We start from the raw sequence: 20,691 nt of genomic DNA on the forward strand, positions 1-20,691 counted from the left end.
GCCGGGCCGTGTTGACCCGACCGGAATCGGATCGAGGCCGTGCCACGTGCACGGCCTTTTTTGCGTCCGCGAATATCGCCGGCCGCCCCTGAGCCGCGCGCCGCCGCGTCGCTTTTTCCGGGATCACTTATCATGTCGACCAGGAAATTTGCGACGAGGGTTCGATCATGTTTACAGGAATTGTCCAGGGCGTTGGCGTCATCAAGGCCATCAAGGATCACGGGGAGCTGAGAACCTTCAGCATCGAATTCCCCGAGCGGTTTACCGACGACATCGAGATCGGCGCCAGCGTCTCCGTCGACGGCGTGTGCCTGACGGTGACGACCATCCATTCGCCGGAGCTGATCGACTTCGACGTGATGCTGCCGAGCCTGAAGATCACCACGCTGGCCGACCTGGCGACCGGCGCGCGGATCAACGTGGAGCGGGCCGCGAAGGACGGCGCGGAAATCGGCGGGCATCCGCTGTCCGGCCATGTCGACTTCCCGGGGACCATCCTGCACATCGCGTCGTCCGAGCACAACCGGATGATTCGCATCGGCGTGCCTGCCGAATTCAAACGATATATTTTCGCGAAGGGCTATATCGCGATCAACGGCTGCAGCCTCACGGTTTCGGACGTCAATCGAGACGAAGGCTGGTTTGAAATCTGGCTGATTCCGGAAACGCGACGCGCGACGACCTTCGACGCGAAGGGCGTCAACGACAAGGTCAACATCGAGATCGAGCGAAGCACGCAGGTCGTCGTCGATACGATCCGCGAATCGGTCAAGGAAACGCTCGGGGAGTTGACCGGCATCGTCACGGCGCTGCTGGCGGAAAAAGGCGTCGATATCGAGGAACTGCTGGCCCGCAACGTCGCGAAGCTGCCGAAGTAGTAACGGATGCCGGCGTGCCAGGTGATCCGATGGGTCACCGGGTACCGGCTTCCGTCGGCAAACACCTCGACCCACGGTTCCGCCTCACTCCGCCTCGGCCTGCGCCCCCTTCCCCACTGCCACGCGCTGCGCGCGATAAATCCCCGCGTGCCCCGAAAACAGATACGCGACGACGCACGCGACGATCGCATACACGCCGATATCCGCGCCGAACAGTTCGATCGCCATGATCGTCGACGCGATCGGCGTGTTGGCCGCACCCGCGAACACCGCGACGAAGCCGAGCCCCGCGAGCACGGGCACCGGTAGCGCCAGCACCTGGCCGAGCGCGTTGCCGAGCGTCGCGCCGATGTAGAACAGCGGCGTCACCTCGCCGCCCTTGAACCCCGACGCCAGCGTGACGACGGTGAACGCGAACTTGCCCGCGAAATCGTAGAGCGGCAGCGGCCCGTGAAACGCGGCCTTGATCGTCGGAATGCCGAGGCCGAGATACTGCGGCACGTTCAGCACGGTGGCCGCCGCCGCGACCAGCAGGCCGCCGAGCACCGGCTGCAGCGGCGCATAGCGGACAACGCGCCGGAACCACGCGGTCAGCGCATGCGTCGCAAACGCGAACAGCCGCCCGACGACGCCGAACGCGATGCCCGCGACGACCGTCACGGCCAGCCCCGTCGCCGACACGGCCGGCACGAACGGAATCGCATAGGCCGTGTGATGCACGCCCCACGCACGGCACACCACGTCCGCGACGATCGCCGACGCGACGCAGGTCAGCAGCGCGTCGTACCGCACGCGCCCGATCGCGAGCACCTCGAGCCCGAACACGGCGCCCGCGAGCGGCGTGCCGAACACCGACGCGAAACCGGCCGCGATGCCGCCCATCAGCAGCACGCGGCGATGCTCGCGATCGAGGCGGAACACGTGCGTGACGCGATCGGCGAGCGCGCCGCCCATCTGCACGGCCGTGCCCTCGCGGCCGGCCGAGCCGCCGAACAGGTGCGTGACGACGGTCGCGACGAGCACCAGCGGCGCCATCCGCTTCGGCACGAGCGCCTTCGGGTCGTGAATCTCGTCGATCAGCAGGTTGTTGCCGCGCGCGACCGACTGGCCGAAACGATGATAGATCCACCCGGTCGCGAAACCGGCGGCCGGCAGCCCCCACAGCAGCCACGGATGTGTCATGCGCGTACCGGTCGCCCAGTCGAGCGCGATCAGGAACAGCGCGGAAGCCGTGCCGGCCAGCGCGCCGAGCAGGGCCGAAAGCGCGAGCCAGCGGCACACGTAGCGCACGGTCGCGAGCAGGTCGGCAGAAGTCGTGAAAAACATGATTTCCAGATTCGACAGAACATCAAAACCTGGGCGGCAGAATACCGCATGAACGGCCTGCGACCTCCTGACAACCCAGGAACACGCAGGCATCATCAGCCGGGCAAAACCGGCGGTTGAGGGCCGCGCCGCGCGCAACGCGCCGCAACGACCGCAGGGAGGCATGCCATCTCCGCAGGCCGCGATTGTACGCGACGCCGCGCATCGCACGCAATGCAGCGCCAGCGCACCGGGCCGAAACGGTGACGCGCTCCCCGACGCGCGGTCAGTCGCGCGGCACGCGCGCGATGCGCGAAATCAGCTGCGGAGCGATCCGCTCGAGCGGCAGGATCGCCGATGCCGCGCCGATCGCCGCGGCCGCCTTCGGCATCCCGTAGACGGCGCTGGTCGCCTCGTCCTGCGCGATCGTGTAGCAGCCTTTCGCGCGCATCGCCTTCAGGCCGAGCGCGCCATCGCGCCCCATGCCCGTCAGCAGCACGCCGAGCGCCTCTCCCTGCCAGCCGTCGGCAACGCTGTTGAAGAACACGTCGATCGACGGCCGGTACGGCGTCTCCACCGGATGCCGCGTATAGCCGAGCACGCCGCGCGGCGACAGGGTCAGGTGATCGTCGGTCGCCGCGAGCAGCACCTCGCCGGCCTGCGGCACGCTGCCCTGCCGCGCGACCCGCACGGGCAGCCGCGTATAGCCGTCGAGCCATTCGGCCATCCCGAGCGCGAACGCCTGGTCGACGTGCTGGACGATCACGATCGCAGCCGGGAAATCGGCCGGCAGCGCGCGCAGCAGTGCGGTGAGCGCGGTCGGCCCGCCCGCCGACGCGCCGATCGCGACGAGCGCCGGCTGGCCGCGCGCGGGCGTCGGCCCCGGCGGCACGAGCGCCGCGGTGCGGCTTTCGAGCAGCCGGCCGATCTGGTCGATCTTCGCGAGCAGCGCCTGCGCCGACGCGTCGGTCGACAGCCCCAGCGCAAGCGTCGGCGTGTCGACCGCGTCGAGCGCGCCCGCGCCCATCGCCTCGTAGACCGACGACGTGTTCGCGCTGACGCTGACCGTCACGATCAGGATCGCGCACGGCGCGCGCGCCATGATCTGCCGCGTCGCCGCCACGCCGTCGACCTTCGGCATCACGAGATCCATCAGCACGAGATCGGGCGGCTGGGCGATGCAGAAATCCACGGCCTCGTCGCCGTCGGTCGCGACCCACAGCACGCGGTGGTCCGGCCGCAGCGCGAGCACGCGGCGCAGCGCCTCCACGGCCAGCGGCAGGTCGTTGACGATGCCGATGTTCATCCGCGCGCGCCCCCGATCAGGTCGTGCACGGCATCGAGCAGCGCCTCGTCGTGGAAGCTGCTCTTCGCGAGGTAGTAGTCGGCGCCGGCATCGAGCCCGCGGCGGCGATCCTCGTCGCGATCCTTGTACGACACGATCATCACCGGCACGCGCTTGAGCATCGGATCGCCCTTGATCAGCGTGACGAGCTCGATGCCGTCCATGCGCGGCATGTCGACATCCGTGACGACGAGATCGAATGCATCGCTGCGCACCGCGTTCCAGCCGTCCATCCCGTCGACCGCAACGGTCACGTCGTAGCCGCGCTTTTCCAGCAGCTTGCGTTCGAGCTCGCGCACCGTCAGCGAATCGTCGACGACGAGCACGCGGCGGCGCCGGTCGACGAGCGCGAACTGCGGGTCGCGCTTGAGCCGCGCGAGCTGCCCGCCGCGCACGAGCTTGTCGACCGAGCGGATCAGGTCCTCGACGTCGACGATCAGCACGGGGTCGCCGTTCTCGAGCAGCGCGCCGGCCGCGATGTTCTGGATCTTGTGCAGGCGGCTGTCGAGCGGCTGCACGACGAGCATCCGTTCGCCGAGGAAACGGTCGACGGCGACGCCGTACAGCTCGGGCTCGCCACCGACGACCACGACCGCCGTGCTCCCGCGCGCCCCGTCGGGTTCGCCCGCATCGAGCAACTGGTGCGCGGCGACGAGGCCCGCGCGCCGGCCGTCGAACGGAAAATGCGGCTGCCCTTCGAGCACGTCGATGTCGTCGTGCGCGAGCTCGAGCGTGCGACGCACGTGCGCGAGCGGGAACGCATACGGTTCGCCGCCGACTTCGACGAGCAGGCTGCGGATCACCGACAGCGTGAGCGGCAACTGCAGCACGAAGCGCATGCCCGCGCCCGGCTCGCTGAAGATCCGCACCGCGCCGCGCACGCCGCGCACCATCTCCTGCACCGCGTCGAGGCCGACGCCGCGACCCGATACGTCGGTCACCGCATCGCGCATCGAGAAGCCCGGCAGCAGCAGGAATTCGAGCAGTTCGGGATCGGACAGCCGCGCGGCCGTCTCGTCGTCGGTCAGGCGCTGGCGCACGACGGCCGCGCGCAGCGCGTCCATGTCGACGCCCGGCCCGTCGTCGATCACGCTGACGAGCAGCGAGCCGGCGCTGTGGCGCGCCTCCAGCGTCACGCTCGCCTCGGCCGGCTTGCCGCGCGCGAGCCGCGCGTCGGGCGACTCGACGCCGTGGTCGATCGCGTTGCGCAGCAGGTGGCCGAGCGGCGCGTCGAGCAGGTCGAGGATGTCGCGGTCGACCTGCGTGCCCTCGCCGACGATCGAGAAGCGCACCTGCTTGCCGAGCGAGCGCGCGAGATCGCGGACGATGCGCGGATACGCGCGCGTCGCATCGCCGAACGGCCGCATCCGGCATTGCAGCGCCTCGTCGTAGAGCTGCTCGGCGATATGCGTGCTGCGCCGCTCGAAGCGGTCGAATTCGTCCATGCGCTCGGCGAGCGAACGCTGCAGGTCATTGAGCATGTGCCGCACTTCGTTCATCGATGCGAGCATGCTCGCGTCGAGATCGTCGGCGAACTGTTCGTACATCAAATCGAGCGAACGGGCGGCGTCGCGCTGCGCACGCTTCACGCGCAGCATCGATTCGGCGAACGGCTTGAGCCAGCGCGATTCGACCAGCGATTCGCCGGACAGGCTCAGCAGCCGGTTCAGCGTATCGGCGCGCACGCGGCGCATCGCGCCGGCGCCGGCCACGCGGCCGGCCTGGACCGGATCGGGCACCGTGCCCGACACCGCGAGCGGCGGCACCGTGGCGCCGGCCCCGACGGACTCGTTCGCGGCGCCGTCGTGCTCGCGATACGGCACGGCCGACGGCGGCACGACGGCCGCCTGTATCGTCTGCGCGGCATCGGCGCCCGTCAGCGCCGCCGCGAACACGTCGATCTCGGTCGGCGACACGGGCGCCCCCTGCGGATCGCCGACGCGCACCAGCAGGTCGACGCCGGCGAGCAGCACGTCGACGTGCGTGGCCGTCAGCGCGATCGTGCCGGCCTGCGCGGCGACGAAGCATTCTTCCATCCGCCCCGCGATGTCGACGCCGAGCGGCACGCCGACGATGCGCGCGGCGCCCTTCAGCGAATGCGCGGCACGCATGCACGCTTCGAGCGCGACGGAATCGGGTTCGCCCGATTCGAGCGCGAGCAGCCGCTCGGACAGCGCCTGGGTCTGCGTACGCGTCTCCTCGCGATACAGCTCGAGCAGCGACAGGTGGCTCAGATCGTCGTCGCCGCTCATCGCATGCTCCGTGTCACGGCGTCGAACAGGCGATCGTCGTCGAGCAGGCCCACCGACTTGCCGCGCCACGACAGCACGCCGCGCGACAGGCCGGCGCTCGCGCGCCCGACTGTCGCCGGCACGGGCACCCAGTCGGATGCGCCGAAGCGCAGCACGCCCTCGACTTCGTCGACCGGAAACACGACCGGTTCGCCCTGGTGCGCGGCCACCAGCAGCCGCGTGAAACGGCCGTCGCCACCGCCGTTGCCGCCGTTGCCTGCGTCGAGACCGAGCAGCGCGCCGATCGAGATCGCGATGCGCAGCGTGCCGCGGATGTTGACCACGCCGCGCACGGCCGAATTGCGGCGATGCGGCAGCGAATGGATCGGGCGCGTGCCGGCGATCTCGCGCAGCACGCCGATCGGCAGCGCGAGCCATTCGTCGGCCACGCGAAACGCCAGCGCCGCGTGGCGCGTATCGCCGCCGTCGTCGCGCACGCGCGTCGCGCGGAACGCGCTCATCCGGCGTGTCGCGTCGGCCATCTCGGCATCGCCGAGCGGACGCTCGAGCAGCTTCGCAGCGTGATACGCGTAGACCGGGCAGTTCAGGCAGCGCTGGCAGTCGGCCAGCCGCTCGCACGAGCGGTCGCCGTGCGTGCCGATCCGGTTCCAGCAATCGTCGACGTCGATCGTCGTGTCGTCAGTGGCAGCGGCGTCGCGGTTCATGGATTCCTCTGGTCATCGCGGTGTCGGTCCCGTATTCGTGTCAGCCGGCCGAGCGCCGTGCGCGCTCGAGCAGCCATTGCGCGCCCGCGCGATCGCCGCCGACGTCGAGCAACGTCGCGAGATGGGTCAGCGCCTCGTGGTGCGTGGGCCGCAGGTACAGCGCCTTCCGGTAGAAGTCGCCGGCTTCCGCCGCGCGCCCGCGCGCATCCGCGATCAGCCCGTTCAGGTAGAACGCGTCGGCATGCGGCCCGACGCGCGCCGAGAACTGCGCGAGCACGCGTTCGGCCTCGTCGAACGCGCCGGCGTTCGCGAGCGCCTGCGCCTCCTCGAGCGTCGGCGCGACGTCTTCGGCGACCGGCGCGGCCGCTTCGACCGTCGCCACCCACCGGTCGGCCCGTGCATCGAGCGCGACCGTGCGCACTGCGGGCGCCGGCGGCGCGAACGGCTGCAGCCCGTCGCCGAGCCAGGCCGGCGGCGCGACGGCCAGCACCGGGCGCGTCGCCACGAGCGGCGCAACGGTAAAGCGCTCCGTGCGCCGGACCGCCGCCACCGCGGACAGCGGCGCCGCAGCCCGGGCCGCGCTCGCCGTCGCACCGGCAGACTCGCGATGAAATGCGAACGCGAGCGGCACGCGCGCCGAGCGCATCCCGTGCCGCATCGCGACGCCCGTTTCGGCCGGCCCGACGAACAGCATGCCGTCGTCGGCGAGGCACGCGTCGAGCGAGCGGATCACGCGATCCTGAGCGTCGCGGTCGAAGTAGATCAGCACGTTGCGGCAGAACACGAAATCGTAGCGAATGCCCGTATCGGCGATCGGTTCGACGAGGTTCGCGTGACGGAACTGCACGCACGCGCGCACGCGCTCGTCGAGCAGCCAGCCGTCGGCGGCCGGCGTGAAGTAGCGCGCGCGAAATTCCGTCGCGGTACCGCGAAACGCGTTGCGCCCGTAGCAGCCATGCCGCGCCTGCTCGATCGCGCGCGCGCTGAGGTCGATCGCGTCGATCGTGAAGCTGGCCGGTTCGAGCCCCGCGTCGAGCAGCGCCATCGCCGCCGAATACGGCTCCTCGCCCGTCGAGCACGGCGCGCTCAGCACGCGGATCACGCGCCCGGGCGTCGCGGCGAGCCGTTCGGCCGCGAGCCGCGCGAGCGTCGCGAAGGCCTCGCGGTCGCGGAAGAACCACGTCTCGGGCACGACGAACAGCTCGATCAGCGCACGCCGCTCGTCGGCCGACGCGTTGAGCTGCTGCCAGTACGCATCGAGCGCGTCCTGCGTCACGGGCGGCCGCGCCGCCGACGGCAGGCGCTCGCCGTCCGCCTGCAGTGCGTGCACGCGCTCCGTCAGCGCACGGATCAGAAAATCGTTGCCGAGCGAATCGGGGTCGATGCCGGTCTCGCGCAGCAGCCAGCCGCGAAATCGCGATTCGGACTCTTTCATGCGGACTCCTTCCCGTGGCGCGGCAGGCCGTCGAACAGATACAGGCGCGCAACGTCGTCGATCAGGTCGGCTACCGACACCTGCTGCACGACGCCGTCGGGCGTGTTCGCGACGAGCCCGAGCCAGCGCGTGCGCGCGGTCGAAATGCCGCTCGCGCGGAACGCCGCACGATCGATCCGCATCGTCTGCGTCGCGCGCTCGACGATCAGGCCGATCACACGCTCGCCGTCCGCGTGGCCCGCGCGATAGCGCACCATCACGAGCCGCGTCGAGCGCAGCGCATGCGCACGCCGCCCGAGCGCGAGCATCGGCACGTCGATCACCGGCACCGGCTGGCCGCCGCGCATCAGCAGCCCGGCGATCCATTCGGGTGCACCGGGCACGGCATTCGTGATCGCGAGCGGCAGCACCTCTTCGATGCCGGCCGCGTCGAGCGCATAGCGCTCGCCGTCGAGCTCGAACATCAGGAACAGCGCGTGTGCGCCGTTCTGCAGGTCGGCGCGCGTCACGCGTCGACCTTGAAGCGCGACACGCTGGTGCGCAACTGGTTCGCGACGAGCGTCAGGTCGTCGATCGCCTGCGACGACTGACGCAGCGACTCGGCGGTCTGCTGCGCGGCTTCCGACAGCTGCGACAGCGCCTGCGTGATCTGCTCGGCGCCGTTCGCCTGCGTCTGCATCCCTTCGTTGACCATCTGGAAGCGCGGCGCGAGCGTCTGCACCTCGGCGATGATCTGCGACAGCTGCCCACCCACCTGCTGCACGTCGAGCATCCCGCGACGCACTTCCTCGGAGAACTTGTCCATCCCCATCACGCCCGCCGACACGGCCGACTGGATTTCCTTCACCGTCTGCTCGATGTCGTAGGTCGCGACGGCCGTCTGGTCGGCGAGGCGGCGGATCTCGGTCGCGACGACCGCGAAGCCGCGGCCGTATTCGCCGGCCTTCTCGGCCTCGATCGCCGCGTTCAGCGACAGCAGGTTGGTCTGGTCGGCCACCTTGGTGATCGTCGCGACCACCTGGTTGATGTTCAGCGCCTTCTCGTTGAGGATCGCGAGTTTCGCGTTCACCGAACCGGCCGCGTCCATCACGCTGCGCATCGTCTCGCCCATCCGCGTGAGCCCGCTCTGGCTCACGCCCGCGAGCGTCGCCGACTGCTCGGCCACGCCGGCCACCTCGTTCATCGTGCGCAGCAGGTCGCGCGACGTCGCGAAGATCTCGCGCGAGGTCGCGCCGATCTCGGTCGTCGTCGCCGCGGTTTCGTTCGCGGTCGCCTGCTGCTCGCGCGACGTCGCCGCGATCTCGGCAACCGACGTCGTCACCTGCAGCGACGACTGCTGCGCGCGCGAGACGAGCTCGGTCAGCTCGTCGGCCATCCGGTTGAAGCCCGTCTCGAGCGTGCCGAATTCGTCGCGGCGGCGCAGGTCGAGGCGGCGCGTCAGGTTGCCGGTGCGCATCACGTCGTGCACCTCGACGAGCCGCGCCATCGGCACGGTGACCGAACGGTACAGCACGTAGCCGAGCCCGAGCGCGGACAGCAGCATGATCGCCAGCGCGGTCGCGAGCACGACCTCGGTATCCTGCACGGATTCGCGGATCAGCTTCGCGGACTGGTCGGCGAACTTGCGGTTCTCCTGTACCAGGACGTTCGCATTGCGCACGACCTCGCCCCACCCGGGCTGCACCTTCGCGTACGCGGCAACGGCCTCGTCGCGCGACATGCGGTGTTTCTGCACGGCTTCGTTCAGCAGCGGCAGGTAGCGGTCGTAGGAGCCGCGAAACGTCGCGAAGCGCTGACGGTCGTCGTCGCGGAACGTCGTGTTCTGGTATTCGACCGACAGCGACTCGACTTCCTTCAGCGCGTCGGAAATTTTCGCGAGATCGTGCTGCACGGCTTCGGGATCGGTGTCGACGAACGTTGCCTGCTGCAGCAGCATGAACGATTCGTTCACCGAGCCGCGCAGCGACGACGCGAGGTAGACGCCGGGCAGCGAGTCGCGCTCGATGCTGACGGCTTCGCTGTTGATCGCGCGCAGGCGCTCGTACGACACGCCGGCTGTCACCAGCATCAGCACGAACAGCACGCCGAAGCTGAGCAGGATGCGATTGCCGAGCGTCAGCCGGGCAGCGCCGATCGTCGGATGCAGGCTTTCATTGGTCGCGCGGGGCGTCACGGTGGCCATGTTCGTTATGGGCTTTCTAAAATCAGCGTTGAAAAAATCCACGCCCGCCTGCGCGCCGGACGGCGCGCCACGAGCGCCTCGTGGTCGGATGCGGACGACGCGGCGCCGGCGGGCCGCGCCGCGAAATCACCGCTCCGCTTGCGCCGGCAGTCGAAGCGCGACCATGAAGCCGCGCGCCGTATTGCGCATCAAAATCTGGCCGCGATGCCGCGCCGCCGTCGCGCGGACGAACGCGAGCCCGAGGCCGAAGCCGCTGCGCGCCGCGCCATGCGCGGATTCGAGCTGCACGAACGACTCGGTCGCGGCCGTGCGCTGCTCCGGTGCGATGCCGGCGCCGCTATCCTCGACGCCGATCAGCCAGGCGCCGTCCTCGCCGCTCAGCGTGCAGTGCACGTCCGTGCCGGCCGGGCCGTACTTCAGCCCGTTGTCGATCAGGTTCGCGACCGCACGCGTGAGCATCATGCGGTCGCCCATCGTCACGCACTCGGTATCGGGCACGTGCGCGACGACCCGGCTGCCGCACCCGGCCGCCTTCTCCCAAAGCTGGTCGACGGCATCGAGCACGATCTCGTTGAGACTCACGACCTCGTGCGCGCGGCGCTCGGACTGTGCGCGGGTCAGGTGGATGAAACCGTCGGCGAGCGCGAGCGCGCGCCGCGCATGGCCGGCGATGCGCTCCATGATCGCCGGCATGTCGCCGTGTTCGGTCCGGTAGACGTCGAGCAGCGCGAGGATCGACGTCTGCGGCGAACGCATGTCGTGCGACAGGAAATCGAGCGCCTCGTCGCGCTGCCGCGACATCAGATACGAATTCGAGTGATAGCGGATCCGCGCGGTCAGCTCCATCGCGTCGGGGAGCTTCACCAGATAGTCGTTCGCGCCGGCGATGAACGCCTCGCGCTTGACGATCGGCTCCTCCTTCGCGGACAGCACGATGATCGGCACCCGTGCGGTGCCGGCGTTTGCGCGCCATGCGCGAACGAGATCGAGGCCGTCGATCTCCGGCATCACGAGATCCTGCAGGATGACCGTCGGCTTCACGTCGCGCGCGACCGTCATCGCCCGGTGCGCGTCGGTGCACACGTGCAGGTCGATGTCGTGTTCGCTGCGCAGCGCGCGGCGGATCACCTCGCCGACGAACGGTTGATCGTCGACGAGAAGGACCGAAAGCCCCGATTCAAGACAATCCGGGGCATTATCACCGCTCGATTCTTTCATAAATACAGTTTCAAACGCCGAATCTCCAATCGATTCTTTCATAGGAGTTGTTTATCCGACTTGGACGCTATCTTATATTGGCGGCTGTTAAACCCGCCTGATTCTGCCGATTTGGCCTGTCGGCACTGCCTTGCGGGGCTTCGGGGCGCCGATTCCCCCCGTCGGCGACCACATTACCCTCTGCATTGTTTCTCTCAATAAACATAACCGGCTGATTCTAAATGAAATTAGAACACAGCATCTATCTCCTTCCGGTTTAGTTTTGCCAAATATGCGGAAAGAGCCGCAATCAGATAAATCTGATCATTTCCGGATTCGAAAGACGATAACGTTTGCGAGCCCGACGAAGCGAGGTTTGCATGCGCTGCAAGGCTCGATCGCGGCACGTATTGGGGCCTGATGAAAATGCATCGTATCGGCCGGAGGAAGGGAGAAAAAAATGCGGCGCGCCGGGCGAGGATCGCCCCGTACGCGCATCGGGCCGGCAGGGAGCCGGCCCGCGTGATGGCGGTGCGGCCCGCCTACCCGCGCGCGTGCTGCGCGGACACTTCCTGCAGGTCGAGATCGCGTTCGAGCATGTGCAGCATCTCGTCGTGGATGCGGCCCGAACGATGCAGGCGCAACAGTTCCGAGCGCCCGGCCTTGATTGCGGCCAGCACCACGTCGTAGTGCGCGGCGCGTACTTCCGCCGGATACGCGGGTTCGTTCTTCGTCCGCTCGGTCAGTTCCGCGCGATACGTGTATTGCTCGAGCAGGCGCGGATGGATCACCGCGCCGTTCTCGTCGCGTACGAGCGGCTGGATCGCCGCGAGTTGCGCGGCCTCGACGTACGCCCACGTCTGCGGCTCGGTCAGGTGATGCGCGGCGCGCTCTTCGCGTTGCGGCAGGCGCAGCAGCCGGATCAGCGGCCCGATCGTCGTACCCTGCAGCAGCACCGTGACGAGGATCACCGCGAACGACGCGACCAGGATCACGTCGCGGCCGGGCATCGCCTCCGGCAGCGACAGCGCGATCGCCAGCGTGACGACGCCGCGCATCCCTGCCCAGCTCATGATCGTCGCGGCCTTCCAGTCGGGCGCGTCGCCGCGCCGCGCGACGCCGCGCACAGGCCACTTCAGCGCCTCGACCGCGTAGATCCACACGAAGCGCGACACGATCACCGCCGCCAGCACCGCGAGCACCGGCGGCACCATCGTGGCGAGCACCTGCTCGAAGCCGCCGAGCCGGTGCATCGCGCCGCGCAGCGACAGCCCGATCAGCACGAACACCATCGCTTCGAGCAGGAACACGATGACCTGCCAGAACGCGGTGCCGCGCGTGCGCACGGCTGCCGAGAACACCTCGTGCTGATGCCAGCCGATGATCATGCCGGCCGTGACGGTCGCGATCACGCCCGATACCTCGACCATTTCGCCCGCGATGTACGCGATCCAGCCGGCGATCACCGCGACGGTGATCGCAAGATAGTCGTCGTCTAGCAGCTTCAGGAACCACACGACGAGCCTGCCGACCACGAAGCCGACCGCCACGCCGCCGAGCCCGAGCTCCGCGAAGCGCACGACTGCGTGCTCGAGGCTGAACGCGCCGGTCAGCGCGGCCGCGACCGCGAAGCGGAACAGCACGAGGCCGGCCGCGTCGTTCAGCAGGCTCTCGCCTTCGAGCAGCACCATCAGCCGGCGCGGCAGCGCGACCCGTTCGAGCACGGCCTTCGCGGCGACCGCGTCGGGCGGCGACACGATCGCGCCGAGTGCGAAGCACGCGGCCCACGGCAGCGCCGGCGCGACCCAGTGCACGGCGAAGCCGACCGCGAACGTCGTGAACACGACCGCGCCGATCGCGAGCAGCAGGATGCCGCCGACGTTGCGCTTGAATTCCTCCCACACGGAGAAATACGCGCCGTCCATCAGCAGCGGCGGCAGGAACACCAGCAGCACCAGCTCGGGATCGAGGTTGATCGGCGGCAGGCCGGGGATGAACGCGATGCCGATGCCGCCGATCAGCAGCGCGGCCGCGGGCGGCAGCCGCAGCCGCTTGGCGATGCATTCGAGCGCGACGATCGCCAGGAATGACAACAGAACCAGCTTGAATGCCGAGACGGGAGACATGAATCGACCTCGTGAAGAATGAATTCGCGCTTTCCGGCGTCGTACCCCGGTCGGCAGTTTGGCGCGATTACATCACGATGCGATGCCCGCAGTCGAGCGCGTTCGGGAGGCCCGCCACGCGGCACGGGCCCGACGCGGCCCGGTACGCGTGCCGCGATGAAAAACGGCACGCGGGCCGGCACGATCGCCGGCCCGCGTGCCGTCGCGGCACCGCGCTGCCCGCCTGCGCGTTACCGGCGCCGCACGACCATCAGCCGCGGCTCGGTCATGTCCTCGATCGCGTAGCGGATCCCTTCGCGGCCAAGGCCCGAATCCTTCACGCCCCCGTACGGCATGTTGTCGACGCGGAACGACGGCACGTCGTTGATCACGACACCGCCGACCTCCAGTTCGTCCCACGCGCGCTGCGCATGCGTGAGCGAATCGGTGAACACGCCGGCCTGCAGCCCGAAATCGCTGTCGTTCACGCGCGCGAGCGCGTCGTCGAACCGGTCGAATTTCTCGAGGATCGCGACGGGGCCGAACGCCTCCTTGCGGTACAGGTCCTGCTCGTGCCCGACGTTTTCCAGCAGCGTCGCCTCGAACATCGCGCCGTCGACCTTGCCGCCCGCGACGATCTTCGCGCCCGCCGCGACGGCCGCGTCCATCCAGCCCGACAGCCGGCGCGATTCGGATTCGGAAATCATCGGGCCGACGAACGTCGACGGATCCTTCGGATCGCCCATCTTCAGCGAACGCGTCTTCGCGATCAGCTTCTCGCGCAGCGCATCGTAAAGATCGGCATGCACGAGGATCCGCTGCACGCCGATGCAGCTCTGGCCCGACTGGTAGTACGCACCGAACGCGAGACGCTCGACCACGTAGTCGAGCCGGTCGCGCTGGTCCGCATCGACGATCGCGGCCGCGTTGCCGCCGAGTTCCAGCACGACTTTCTTCTTGCCGGCCTTCTCCTTCAGAGCCCAGCCGACGGCCGGCGAGCCCGTGAACGACAGCAGCTTGAAGCGCTCGTCGGTCGTGAAAAGATCGGCGCCGTCGCGATGCGCGGGCAGCACCGAGAACGCGCCCTTCGGCAGGTCGGTTTCCGCGAGCACCTCGCCGATGATCAGCGCGCCGATCGGCGTGCGGCTCGCGGGCTTCAGCACGAACGGACAGCCGGCCGCGAGCGCGGGCGCGACCTTGTGCGCGGCGAGGTTCAGCGGGAAGTTGAACGGCGAGATGAACGAGCACGGGCCGACCGGCACGCGCTTCGTGTAGCCCGTATAGCCCTGCGCACGCGCGGAGATCTCGAGGTTGATGATCTCGCCGTCGATGCGCACCGATTCCTCGGATGCGACGCGGAACGTGTCGATCAGCCGCGTCACTTCGCCCTTCGAATCGTTGATCGGCTTGCCGGCTTCGATGCACAGCGCCTCGGCCAGCTCGTCGAAGCGCTCGCGAAAGCGCGCGACGCAATGGTCGAGCACGGCCTGCCGCTTGAAGGCCGGCAGCTCGCGCATCGGCTTCGCGGCATCGACCGCCGCGCCGATCGCCGCATCGATCGCCTTCGCGTCGGCCAGCGCGACGCGCGTCGCGACCTCGCCGCTGAACTTGTCCGTCACTTCCAGATCGGTGTTCGCGTAGACGGCCTCGTTGGCGAGGTAGTACGGATAGGTTTCCTTCAACATGGAACGACTCCTTCCTGTGGACGGGGAATTCAGAGTTGCGCCGACAGCCGCTTGATCTCGCGGTTCAGCACGCGCTCGTTGTCCGAGTAGTCGATCGGCACGTCGATCACGTGCACGCCCGGCGACGAGAAGCACTCGCGCAGCAGCGGCTCGAGATCGTCGGCCGATTCGACGCGATGCCCGTGCGCGCCGTAGCTTTGCGCATACGATACGAAATCGGGGTTCTGCAGCGTCATCGCGAAATCGGGGAAATTCATGTTCTCCTGCTTCCAGCGGATCATCCCGAATGCGTCGTCGCGCAGGATCATCACGACGATGTCGAGCTTCAGCCGCACGGCCGTTTCAAGCTCCTGCGAATTCATCATGAAGCCGCCGTCGCCGCACACGGCGATCACCTTGCGCTGCGGATGCACGATCTTCGTCGCGATCGCCGACGGCAGGCCCGCGCCCATCGACGCAAGCGCGTTGTCGAGCAACAGCGAGTTCGGCTCGTGCGCGCGCCAGTAGCGCGCGAACCAGATCTTGTACATGCCGTTGTCGAGGCAGACGATCCCGTCGGCCGGCAGCGCGCTGTACAGGTCGTTGACGATGCGCACCGGGTACATCGGGAAGCGCGGGTCATGCTGGCCCTTCTGCAGGTGCGCGTCGAAATGCTCCTTGATCATCGCGAAGCGCGTGAAATCCCAGTGCGGCTGCGGCGCGAGCGTCTCCTTCATCTGCCACACCGCGTTCGCGATGTCGCCGACCACTTCGATCTGCGGGAAATAGACGGGATCGACCTGCGCACCGAGGAAGTTCACGTGGATCACGGTCTTGTCGTCCGCGCGCATGAAGAACGGCGGCTTCTCGATCACGTCGTGGCCGACGTTGATGATGCAGTCAGCCTGCTCGATCGCGCGGTGCACGAAGTCGCCGTCGGACAGCGTCGCGTTGCCGAGCCACAGCGGATGCGTCTCGTCGATCACGCCCTTGCCCATCTGTGTCGTGAAAAACGGGATGCCCGTCTTGTCGACGAACTCGAGCAGCATCTTGCAGGTCGTCTTGCGGTTGCCGCCCGCGCCGATCATCAGCAGCGGATGGCGCGCGGCCTGGATCGCGTCGACCGCGTGCGCGACCGCCTTCTCCTCGGCCACCGGCCGCCGGCTGTAGCTGCGCGGGATCGGCTTGCCGTCGCCCTCCTCGTGCGCGATATCTTCCGGCAGTTCGAGGTGGGCGGCGCCCGGGCGCTCTTCCTCGGCGCGGCGGAACGCCTCGCGCACGGCCGACGGGATGTTGCCGATCGACACGATCTGCCGCGTGAACTTCGTGAGCGGCTGCATCATGCCGACCACGTCGACGATCTGGAAGTGGCCCTGCTTGCTGGACTTGATCGGCTTCTGCCCGGTGATCATCAGCATCGGCATCCCGCCGAGCTGCGCATACGCGGCGGCCGTCACGAAGTTCGTCGCGCCGGGCCCGAGCGTCGCGAGACACACGCCGGTGCGACCCGTCAGGCGGCCGTAGGTGGCGGCCATGAAGCCGGCCGCCTGCTCGTGCCGGGTCAGCACGAGCTTGATCTTCGATCGCCGCAGCGATTCGAGCAGATCGAGGTTCTCTTCGCCGGGAATGCCGAACACGTACTCGACGCCTTCGGCTTCCAGCGCCTTCACGAACAGATCCGATGCTTTCATGGGGGACTCTCGGTTATGCCGCCTGCCCGGCCTACGGACACGCGGCGTACATGACGCGCGCCGGCCTACGGCACGCGGACGCTTTACCTACTGGACACAGACCACGGCACTTCCCGCCGCGCAACATGCAGCGCGCGGCGGCACCTCCGGGTACCGGAGGACGAACGGACCCGCCCGCGCGCGGCGGGCGCGCACGGGCGGAAAAGACGTTTTTGATTGTAGACGGATTCGGAAGATTTCGACTTCGACGGCCCGCAGGGGCTGGCCGAACGGCCAAACGGACCCATCGACAGGCAGGCAGCCCTATATTCGGGACAGTCGAGCCCGTTCATACCGCCCTTTTTCATTCCCATTGACGTATTACGGTTAACGTAATACGCTTTCCGTCATGATCCACTCGTTCCGATGCAAGGTCACGCAGTCGCTGTTCGCCGGAGAATCGCCCGGGCGCTTTCGCGCAATCGAAACCGTTGCTACCCGCAAACTGCAAATGGTCGCCGCCGCGAAAGAACTGCGCGATCTGCGGGCGCCTCCCGGCAACCGGCTCGAAGCACTGCATGGCGATCGGGAAGGCCAGCACGGCATCCGCATCAACGACCAATGGCGGATCTGCTTCGAATGGACCGACGACGGCCCCGCCAACGTCGAGATCGTCGACTATCACTGACTGGAGATTCGCATGCTCAAGAACGGAATGCGCCCGATTCATCCGGGTGAAATCCTGCGGGAAGAATTCCTCGTCCCGCTGGAAATAAGCGTCAACGCGCTGGCGCTCGCGTTAAACGTGCCGGCGACGCGCCTGCACGAAATCGTCAAGGAACGGCGTGGAATCACGGCCGATACGGCTTACCGGCTCGCGCGCTACTTCGATACGTCGCCGGAATTCTGGCTGAACCTGCAAGCCGCTTACGACCTCAAGACGCTGCCAACGCGCAGCGAGATCGACCGCAAGGTCGAACCGCGCGAACGCACGCACGCGTAAGCACACCGGCCGCCGTTCGCGGGCGTGGCCGCGTCAGTGCAGCCACCCGGCCGCCCAGCGCGGCACCAGCGACACCAGATACAACCCGAGCCCGATCAGCCCGCCGACCAGCGTGCCGTTAATGCGGATGTACTGCAGATCCTTGCCGATGTTCAGCTCGATCTGCCGCGACATCTCGCGCGCATCCCAGTTGCGCACCGTGTCGCGGATATGACGCATCAGGAAATCGGCGAAATCCGGCGCCATCTCGTGCACGGCCTTCTCGATATGCTCGTTCAGCGACGCGCGCAGCGCCGGGCTCTCGGCGAGCCGCGCACCGAGCCAGCCGCCGAGCGTCGCGGCCTGCCGGTGCAGCGTCGAATCGGGGCGTGCGAGATCGGCCTTCAGCCATGCGCGCAACTGGTCCCACAAGTCGCGCGCATACTCGTTGAACGCATCGCCGTCGCGGATGTAGCGCTTGATCTCCTCGCCCTTCGCGATGAACGCGGGATCATGCTTCAGCCGCTCGGTCAGCCGCGCGACCGTCCGGTCGAAGCGCTGCCGCAACTCGTGCTCGGGGTCGGCCGCCACGCCTTCCAGCACGCGGCTCACCGCGCTCGCGAGCATCCGCGCGCCGTTTTCGCCGAACCACTGCGTCGGCATGATCTTCTCGACCTTCGGGTACTGCGTCTTCAGCCATTCGACGATGAAGCCCGCGATCACCTCGCGGTTCTCCTCCTTGTCGAGCACGTCGACCACCTGTTCGATCGCATCGTCGAGCAGCGCCTGGTGGCGGCCGTCCTTCGTCAGCGTATCGAGGATCACGCCGGCCGATTGCGACAGGTCGACCCGGTCGATCACCGCGCGAAACGCGTCGTGGACGAACGACTGGATCCGCGCGTCGTCGGTCATGTCGAGTGCGAAGCTCATCAGTTTCGTCACATAACCGCCGAGCGCGTCGGTGTTCGCGGGCTCGCCGAGCCACGCGCCGAGTTTCTGCGCGGGATCGTGCTGGCGGATCTGCGCGGCAAGCGCATCGGGGCCGAGGAACTTCTCGCGCACGAACACCGCGAGGTTGTCGGCGATCTTGTCCTTGTTCTTCGGGATGATCTCGGTATGGCGCGACACGAACGGGATCGGCACGCGGCGGAACAGCGCGACGACCGCAAACCAGTCGGCGAGCGCGCCGACCATCGCAGCCTCGGCCACGGCCTTGACGCCGTCCACCCACGGGCCGCGCGGCAGCAGGATCGTCGTGACGAACACCGCAACCGCGGCCAGCAGCAGCCACAGCGCGCGGCGCTTGCTTCGTTTCAGTTCGAGGGCTTTGTCTGGCGGCATGGAGAACGGGCGGCTCGGCGATGCCGCTAATATCCCCGATTTCGCGTCAACCGACAAACGCGCGGGCCGAGCCGGCCCGCGCGCCCAGCCGTTACAGGAACGTCTTCAGGTTCACCGCCGGATCGGCGAGTTTCACCGGATCGGGCACCGCCCCCGCCGCGATCAGCCGGCGCGATGCGCCGATGTCGCGCCCCAAGTTCGCCGCGGCCACCGCGACGATTCTGCCGTCGTCGCCCAGCCCGAACACCGTGAACGGCCCGCTCGCCGGATCGCCGCGCACGACGGTCGTGCGTTCGCTGCCGAACAGCCCGAGCATCTGCAGATTGCAGTCGTACTGATCGGACCATAACCACGGCAGCTCGGCATAGGTCTCGTCGGCGCCGAGCAGGTTCGCGGCCGCGACGGCCGGCTGGTTTTCGGCGACCTGCCACGATTCGATCCGCACGTGACGCCCGAGCAGCGGATTGAAGTGCATCGTCACCTCGCCCGTCGCGAAAATCGCGGGATCGGCGGTGCGGCAGCCCGCGTCGACGCGTATCCCGTTGTCGACGTCGAGCCCGGCCGCCTGTGCGAGCTCGACATTGGGCACCACGCCGATGCCGACCACGACGATATCGGCCTGCACGTCGCCGCGATCGGTCTCGACGATCGCACCGCCGGACGGCGCACGGCGAACCGCACGCGGCAGCGTCGCCATCTGAAACACGACGCCGCGCGCGTCGTGCAACTGACGCGCATACGCACCGACGACTTCCGGCAGCGCACGCTGCAGCAATCGGGGAGCCGGATCGATCACTGTCACGTCGCAACCGAGCTGGCGTGCCGCGGCCGCGACCTCGAGGCCGATGAAGCCGCCGCCGAGCACCGCGACGCGGCGGCCCGGCGCAAGTTGCGCGCGCAACGCACGCGCATCGTCAACGGTGCGGACGTAATGCGGCGCGACGCCTGCGTCGATCGCGCCGCCGAACGTGCGCACCCGCGAACCCGTCGCGAGCACGAGCCGCGCGTACGGCAGCGTCGTGCCGTCGTCAAGCCGCACGCGCTGCGCGTCGCGCTCGATCGCATCGACGCGCGTGCCGAGCCGCAGCTCGATACGCTGCGTGTCGTACCACGCCGCGTTGCGCACGAACGCGCGCTGCTCGCCGCCGTCGCTCATCAGCGCATCCTTCGACAGCGCAGGCCGGTCGTACGGCAGCTCGTGCTCCGCGCCGATCATCACGATGCGCGCGGCGGTATCGCGTTCGCGCAGCGCTTCGGCCGTGCGCCGGGCCGCGTGGCCCGCGCCGACGATCACGAACGGATCAGCCGACATTGACTTCCACCTGCCCGTCGACGATCCGGAGCGGATAGGTCCGCACCGGCTCGGTGATCGGCGCGCATTTCGGCGCACCGGTGCGGATGTCGATCAGCCCCTGGTGCAGCGGGCATTCGACGCAACCGTCCTCCACATAACCTTCGGACAGCCGCGCATGGCCGTGCGTGCAGAGGTCGTGCATCGCGAACAGTTCGTCGCCGATCCGGAACACGGCGATCGGCTTCTGGCCGGCGACACGCGCTGCCGGCTCGTCTTCGGAGAATTCGTCGAAAGCGCCGAGCGGATGCCACTCGGCGAGCGTTGCTTCGGTCATGTC

The 20,691-nt window shown here is 68.3% G+C and carries 17 protein-coding genes and 1 riboswitch; of the genes, 3 read left to right on the top strand and 14 right to left on the bottom strand.

Going from position 1 to position 20,691, the window contains the following annotated elements; translation table 11 throughout:
* Nucleotides 1-167: 167 nt before the first annotated feature.
* Nucleotides 168-878: a riboflavin synthase subunit alpha gene (locus AC3WLY_RS00280; RefSeq protein ID WP_492308461.1), complete on the top strand. Its 711-nt coding sequence runs from the start codon at nucleotides 168-170 to the stop codon at nucleotides 876-878.
* An 84-nt stretch (nucleotides 879-962) separates the two neighbouring features.
* On the opposite strand, the gene AC3WLY_RS00285 is transcribed toward AC3WLY_RS00280, so the two are convergent.
* From AC3WLY_RS00285 to AC3WLY_RS00335, 11 genes are all read right to left on the bottom strand, one after another.
* Nucleotides 963-2,204, bottom strand: a complete 1,242-nt coding sequence (locus AC3WLY_RS00285; protein WP_492308460.1) for a voltage-gated chloride channel family protein — start codon at nucleotides 2,202-2,204, stop codon at nucleotides 963-965.
* A gap of 79 nt (nucleotides 2,205-2,283) precedes the next feature.
* A riboswitch (Fluoride riboswitch) is annotated at nucleotides 2,284-2,387 on the bottom strand.
* Nucleotides 2,388-2,469: 82 nt separating this feature from the next.
* Complete coding sequence (locus AC3WLY_RS00290) at nucleotides 2,470-3,489, bottom strand: chemotaxis response regulator protein-glutamate methylesterase (RefSeq protein WP_175958618.1); 1,020 nt, start codon at nucleotides 3,487-3,489, stop codon at nucleotides 2,470-2,472.
* On the bottom strand, nucleotides 3,486-5,780 hold the full coding sequence (locus tag AC3WLY_RS00295; protein ID WP_175958617.1) for a hybrid sensor histidine kinase/response regulator: 2,295 nt from the start codon (nucleotides 5,778-5,780) through the stop codon (nucleotides 3,486-3,488). The genes AC3WLY_RS00290 and AC3WLY_RS00295 overlap by 4 nt, the downstream gene beginning before the upstream one ends.
* Nucleotides 5,777-6,484, bottom strand: a complete 708-nt coding sequence (locus AC3WLY_RS00300) for a chemotaxis protein CheW (RefSeq protein WP_425131818.1) — start codon at nucleotides 6,482-6,484, stop codon at nucleotides 5,777-5,779. The genes AC3WLY_RS00295 and AC3WLY_RS00300 overlap by 4 nt, the downstream gene beginning before the upstream one ends.
* A gap of 40 nt (nucleotides 6,485-6,524) precedes the next feature.
* On the bottom strand, nucleotides 6,525-7,919 hold the full coding sequence (locus AC3WLY_RS00305) for a CheR family methyltransferase (RefSeq protein ID WP_492308459.1): 1,395 nt from the start codon (nucleotides 7,917-7,919) through the stop codon (nucleotides 6,525-6,527).
* Complete coding sequence (locus tag AC3WLY_RS00310; RefSeq protein ID WP_175958614.1) at nucleotides 7,916-8,428, bottom strand: chemotaxis protein CheW; 513 nt, start codon at nucleotides 8,426-8,428, stop codon at nucleotides 7,916-7,918. Before AC3WLY_RS00310 ends, AC3WLY_RS00305 begins: the two co-directional genes overlap by 4 nt.
* Complete coding sequence (locus tag AC3WLY_RS00315; RefSeq protein WP_175958613.1) at nucleotides 8,425-10,101, bottom strand: methyl-accepting chemotaxis protein; 1,677 nt, start codon at nucleotides 10,099-10,101, stop codon at nucleotides 8,425-8,427. Before AC3WLY_RS00315 ends, AC3WLY_RS00310 begins: the two co-directional genes overlap by 4 nt.
* 126 nt (nucleotides 10,102-10,227) lie before the next feature.
* The gene (locus AC3WLY_RS00320; RefSeq protein ID WP_492308458.1) at nucleotides 10,228-11,361 is read right to left on the bottom strand and encodes a hybrid sensor histidine kinase/response regulator; all 1,134 of its coding nucleotides are present in this window, start codon (nucleotides 11,359-11,361) and stop codon (nucleotides 10,228-10,230) included.
* Between the two features lie 479 nt (nucleotides 11,362-11,840).
* Complete coding sequence (locus AC3WLY_RS00325; RefSeq protein ID WP_492308457.1) at nucleotides 11,841-13,424, bottom strand: Na+/H+ antiporter; 1,584 nt, start codon at nucleotides 13,422-13,424, stop codon at nucleotides 11,841-11,843.
* Between the two features lie 230 nt (nucleotides 13,425-13,654).
* Nucleotides 13,655-15,088: an aldehyde dehydrogenase family protein gene (locus tag AC3WLY_RS00330; protein WP_175958610.1), complete on the bottom strand. Its 1,434-nt coding sequence runs from the start codon at nucleotides 15,086-15,088 to the stop codon at nucleotides 13,655-13,657.
* Nucleotides 15,089-15,117: 29 nt separating this feature from the next.
* Nucleotides 15,118-16,758, bottom strand: coding sequence for an acetolactate synthase large subunit (locus AC3WLY_RS00335; RefSeq protein WP_492308456.1), 1,641 nt, complete (start codon nucleotides 16,756-16,758; stop codon nucleotides 15,118-15,120).
* A gap of 388 nt (nucleotides 16,759-17,146) precedes the next feature.
* On the opposite strand from AC3WLY_RS00335, the gene AC3WLY_RS00340 reads away from it, so the two are divergent.
* Together AC3WLY_RS00340 and AC3WLY_RS00345 are read left to right on the top strand one after the other, a co-directional pair.
* Nucleotides 17,147-17,425 (top strand): type II toxin-antitoxin system RelE/ParE family toxin, encoded by a 279-nt coding sequence (locus AC3WLY_RS00340; RefSeq protein WP_175958608.1) that lies wholly within the window; start codon nucleotides 17,147-17,149, stop codon nucleotides 17,423-17,425.
* 12 nt (nucleotides 17,426-17,437) lie between these two features.
* Nucleotides 17,438-17,740: a HigA family addiction module antitoxin gene (locus AC3WLY_RS00345; RefSeq protein WP_175958607.1), complete on the top strand. Its 303-nt coding sequence runs from the start codon at nucleotides 17,438-17,440 to the stop codon at nucleotides 17,738-17,740.
* Between the two features lie 33 nt (nucleotides 17,741-17,773).
* Here AC3WLY_RS00345 and AC3WLY_RS00350 read toward each other — a convergent pair whose 3' ends face one another.
* The 3 genes from AC3WLY_RS00350 to andAb form a co-directional block, all read right to left on the bottom strand.
* Entirely contained in the window at nucleotides 17,774-19,060 is a 1,287-nt protein-coding gene (locus AC3WLY_RS00350) for a DUF445 domain-containing protein (RefSeq protein ID WP_492308455.1), read from the bottom strand.
* Between the two features lie 91 nt (nucleotides 19,061-19,151).
* Nucleotides 19,152-20,372: an anthranilate 1,2-dioxygenase system ferredoxin--NAD(+) reductase gene (gene andAa / locus AC3WLY_RS00355; protein ID WP_492308454.1), complete on the bottom strand. Its 1,221-nt coding sequence runs from the start codon at nucleotides 20,370-20,372 to the stop codon at nucleotides 19,152-19,154.
* Nucleotides 20,362-20,688, bottom strand: coding sequence for an anthranilate 1,2-dioxygenase ferredoxin subunit AndAb (gene andAb, locus AC3WLY_RS00360; protein WP_034185113.1), 327 nt, complete (start codon nucleotides 20,686-20,688; stop codon nucleotides 20,362-20,364). The genes andAa and andAb overlap by 11 nt, the downstream gene beginning before the upstream one ends.
* Nucleotides 20,689-20,691: the final 3 nt, after the last annotated feature.

The organism is Burkholderia sp. FW306-1C-G01B (genome assembly GCF_058781685.1).

Bases quoted from the DNA above. Each gene is read 5' to 3' on its own strand.
- AC3WLY_RS00330 (WP_175958610.1), bottom strand. From the start codon at position 15,088: ATGTTGAAGGAAACCTATCCGTACTACCTCGCCAACGAGGCCGTCTAC.
- AC3WLY_RS00305 (WP_492308459.1), bottom strand. From the start codon at position 7,919: ATGAAAGAGTCCGAATCGCGATTTCGCGGCTGGCTGCTGCGCGAGACC.
- AC3WLY_RS00340 (WP_175958608.1), top strand. From the start codon at position 17,147: ATGATCCACTCGTTCCGATGCAAGGTCACGCAGTCGCTGTTCGCCGGA.
- AC3WLY_RS00325 (WP_492308457.1), bottom strand. From the start codon at position 13,424: ATGTCTCCCGTCTCGGCATTCAAGCTGGTTCTGTTGTCATTCCTGGCG.
- AC3WLY_RS00320 (WP_492308458.1), bottom strand. From the start codon at position 11,361: ATGAAAGAATCGATTGGAGATTCGGCGTTTGAAACTGTATTTATGAAA.
- andAa (WP_492308454.1), bottom strand. From the start codon at position 20,372: ATGTCGGCTGATCCGTTCGTGATCGTCGGCGCGGGCCACGCGGCCCGG.
- AC3WLY_RS00335 (WP_492308456.1), bottom strand. From the start codon at position 16,758: ATGAAAGCATCGGATCTGTTCGTGAAGGCGCTGGAAGCCGAAGGCGTC.
- AC3WLY_RS00285 (WP_492308460.1), bottom strand. From the start codon at position 2,204: ATGTTTTTCACGACTTCTGCCGACCTGCTCGCGACCGTGCGCTACGTG.
- AC3WLY_RS00300 (WP_425131818.1), bottom strand. From the start codon at position 6,484: ATGAACCGCGACGCCGCTGCCACTGACGACACGACGATCGACGTCGAC.
- AC3WLY_RS00290 (WP_175958618.1), bottom strand. From the start codon at position 3,489: ATGAACATCGGCATCGTCAACGACCTGCCGCTGGCCGTGGAGGCGCTG.
- AC3WLY_RS00350 (WP_492308455.1), bottom strand. From the start codon at position 19,060: ATGCCGCCAGACAAAGCCCTCGAACTGAAACGAAGCAAGCGCCGCGCG.
- AC3WLY_RS00295 (WP_175958617.1), bottom strand. From the start codon at position 5,780: ATGAGCGGCGACGACGATCTGAGCCACCTGTCGCTGCTCGAGCTGTAT.
- AC3WLY_RS00280 (WP_492308461.1), top strand. From the start codon at position 168: ATGTTTACAGGAATTGTCCAGGGCGTTGGCGTCATCAAGGCCATCAAG.
- AC3WLY_RS00345 (WP_175958607.1), top strand. From the start codon at position 17,438: ATGCTCAAGAACGGAATGCGCCCGATTCATCCGGGTGAAATCCTGCGG.
- AC3WLY_RS00315 (WP_175958613.1), bottom strand. From the start codon at position 10,101: ATGGCCACCGTGACGCCCCGCGCGACCAATGAAAGCCTGCATCCGACG.
- andAb (WP_034185113.1), bottom strand. From the start codon at position 20,688: ATGACCGAAGCAACGCTCGCCGAGTGGCATCCGCTCGGCGCTTTCGAC.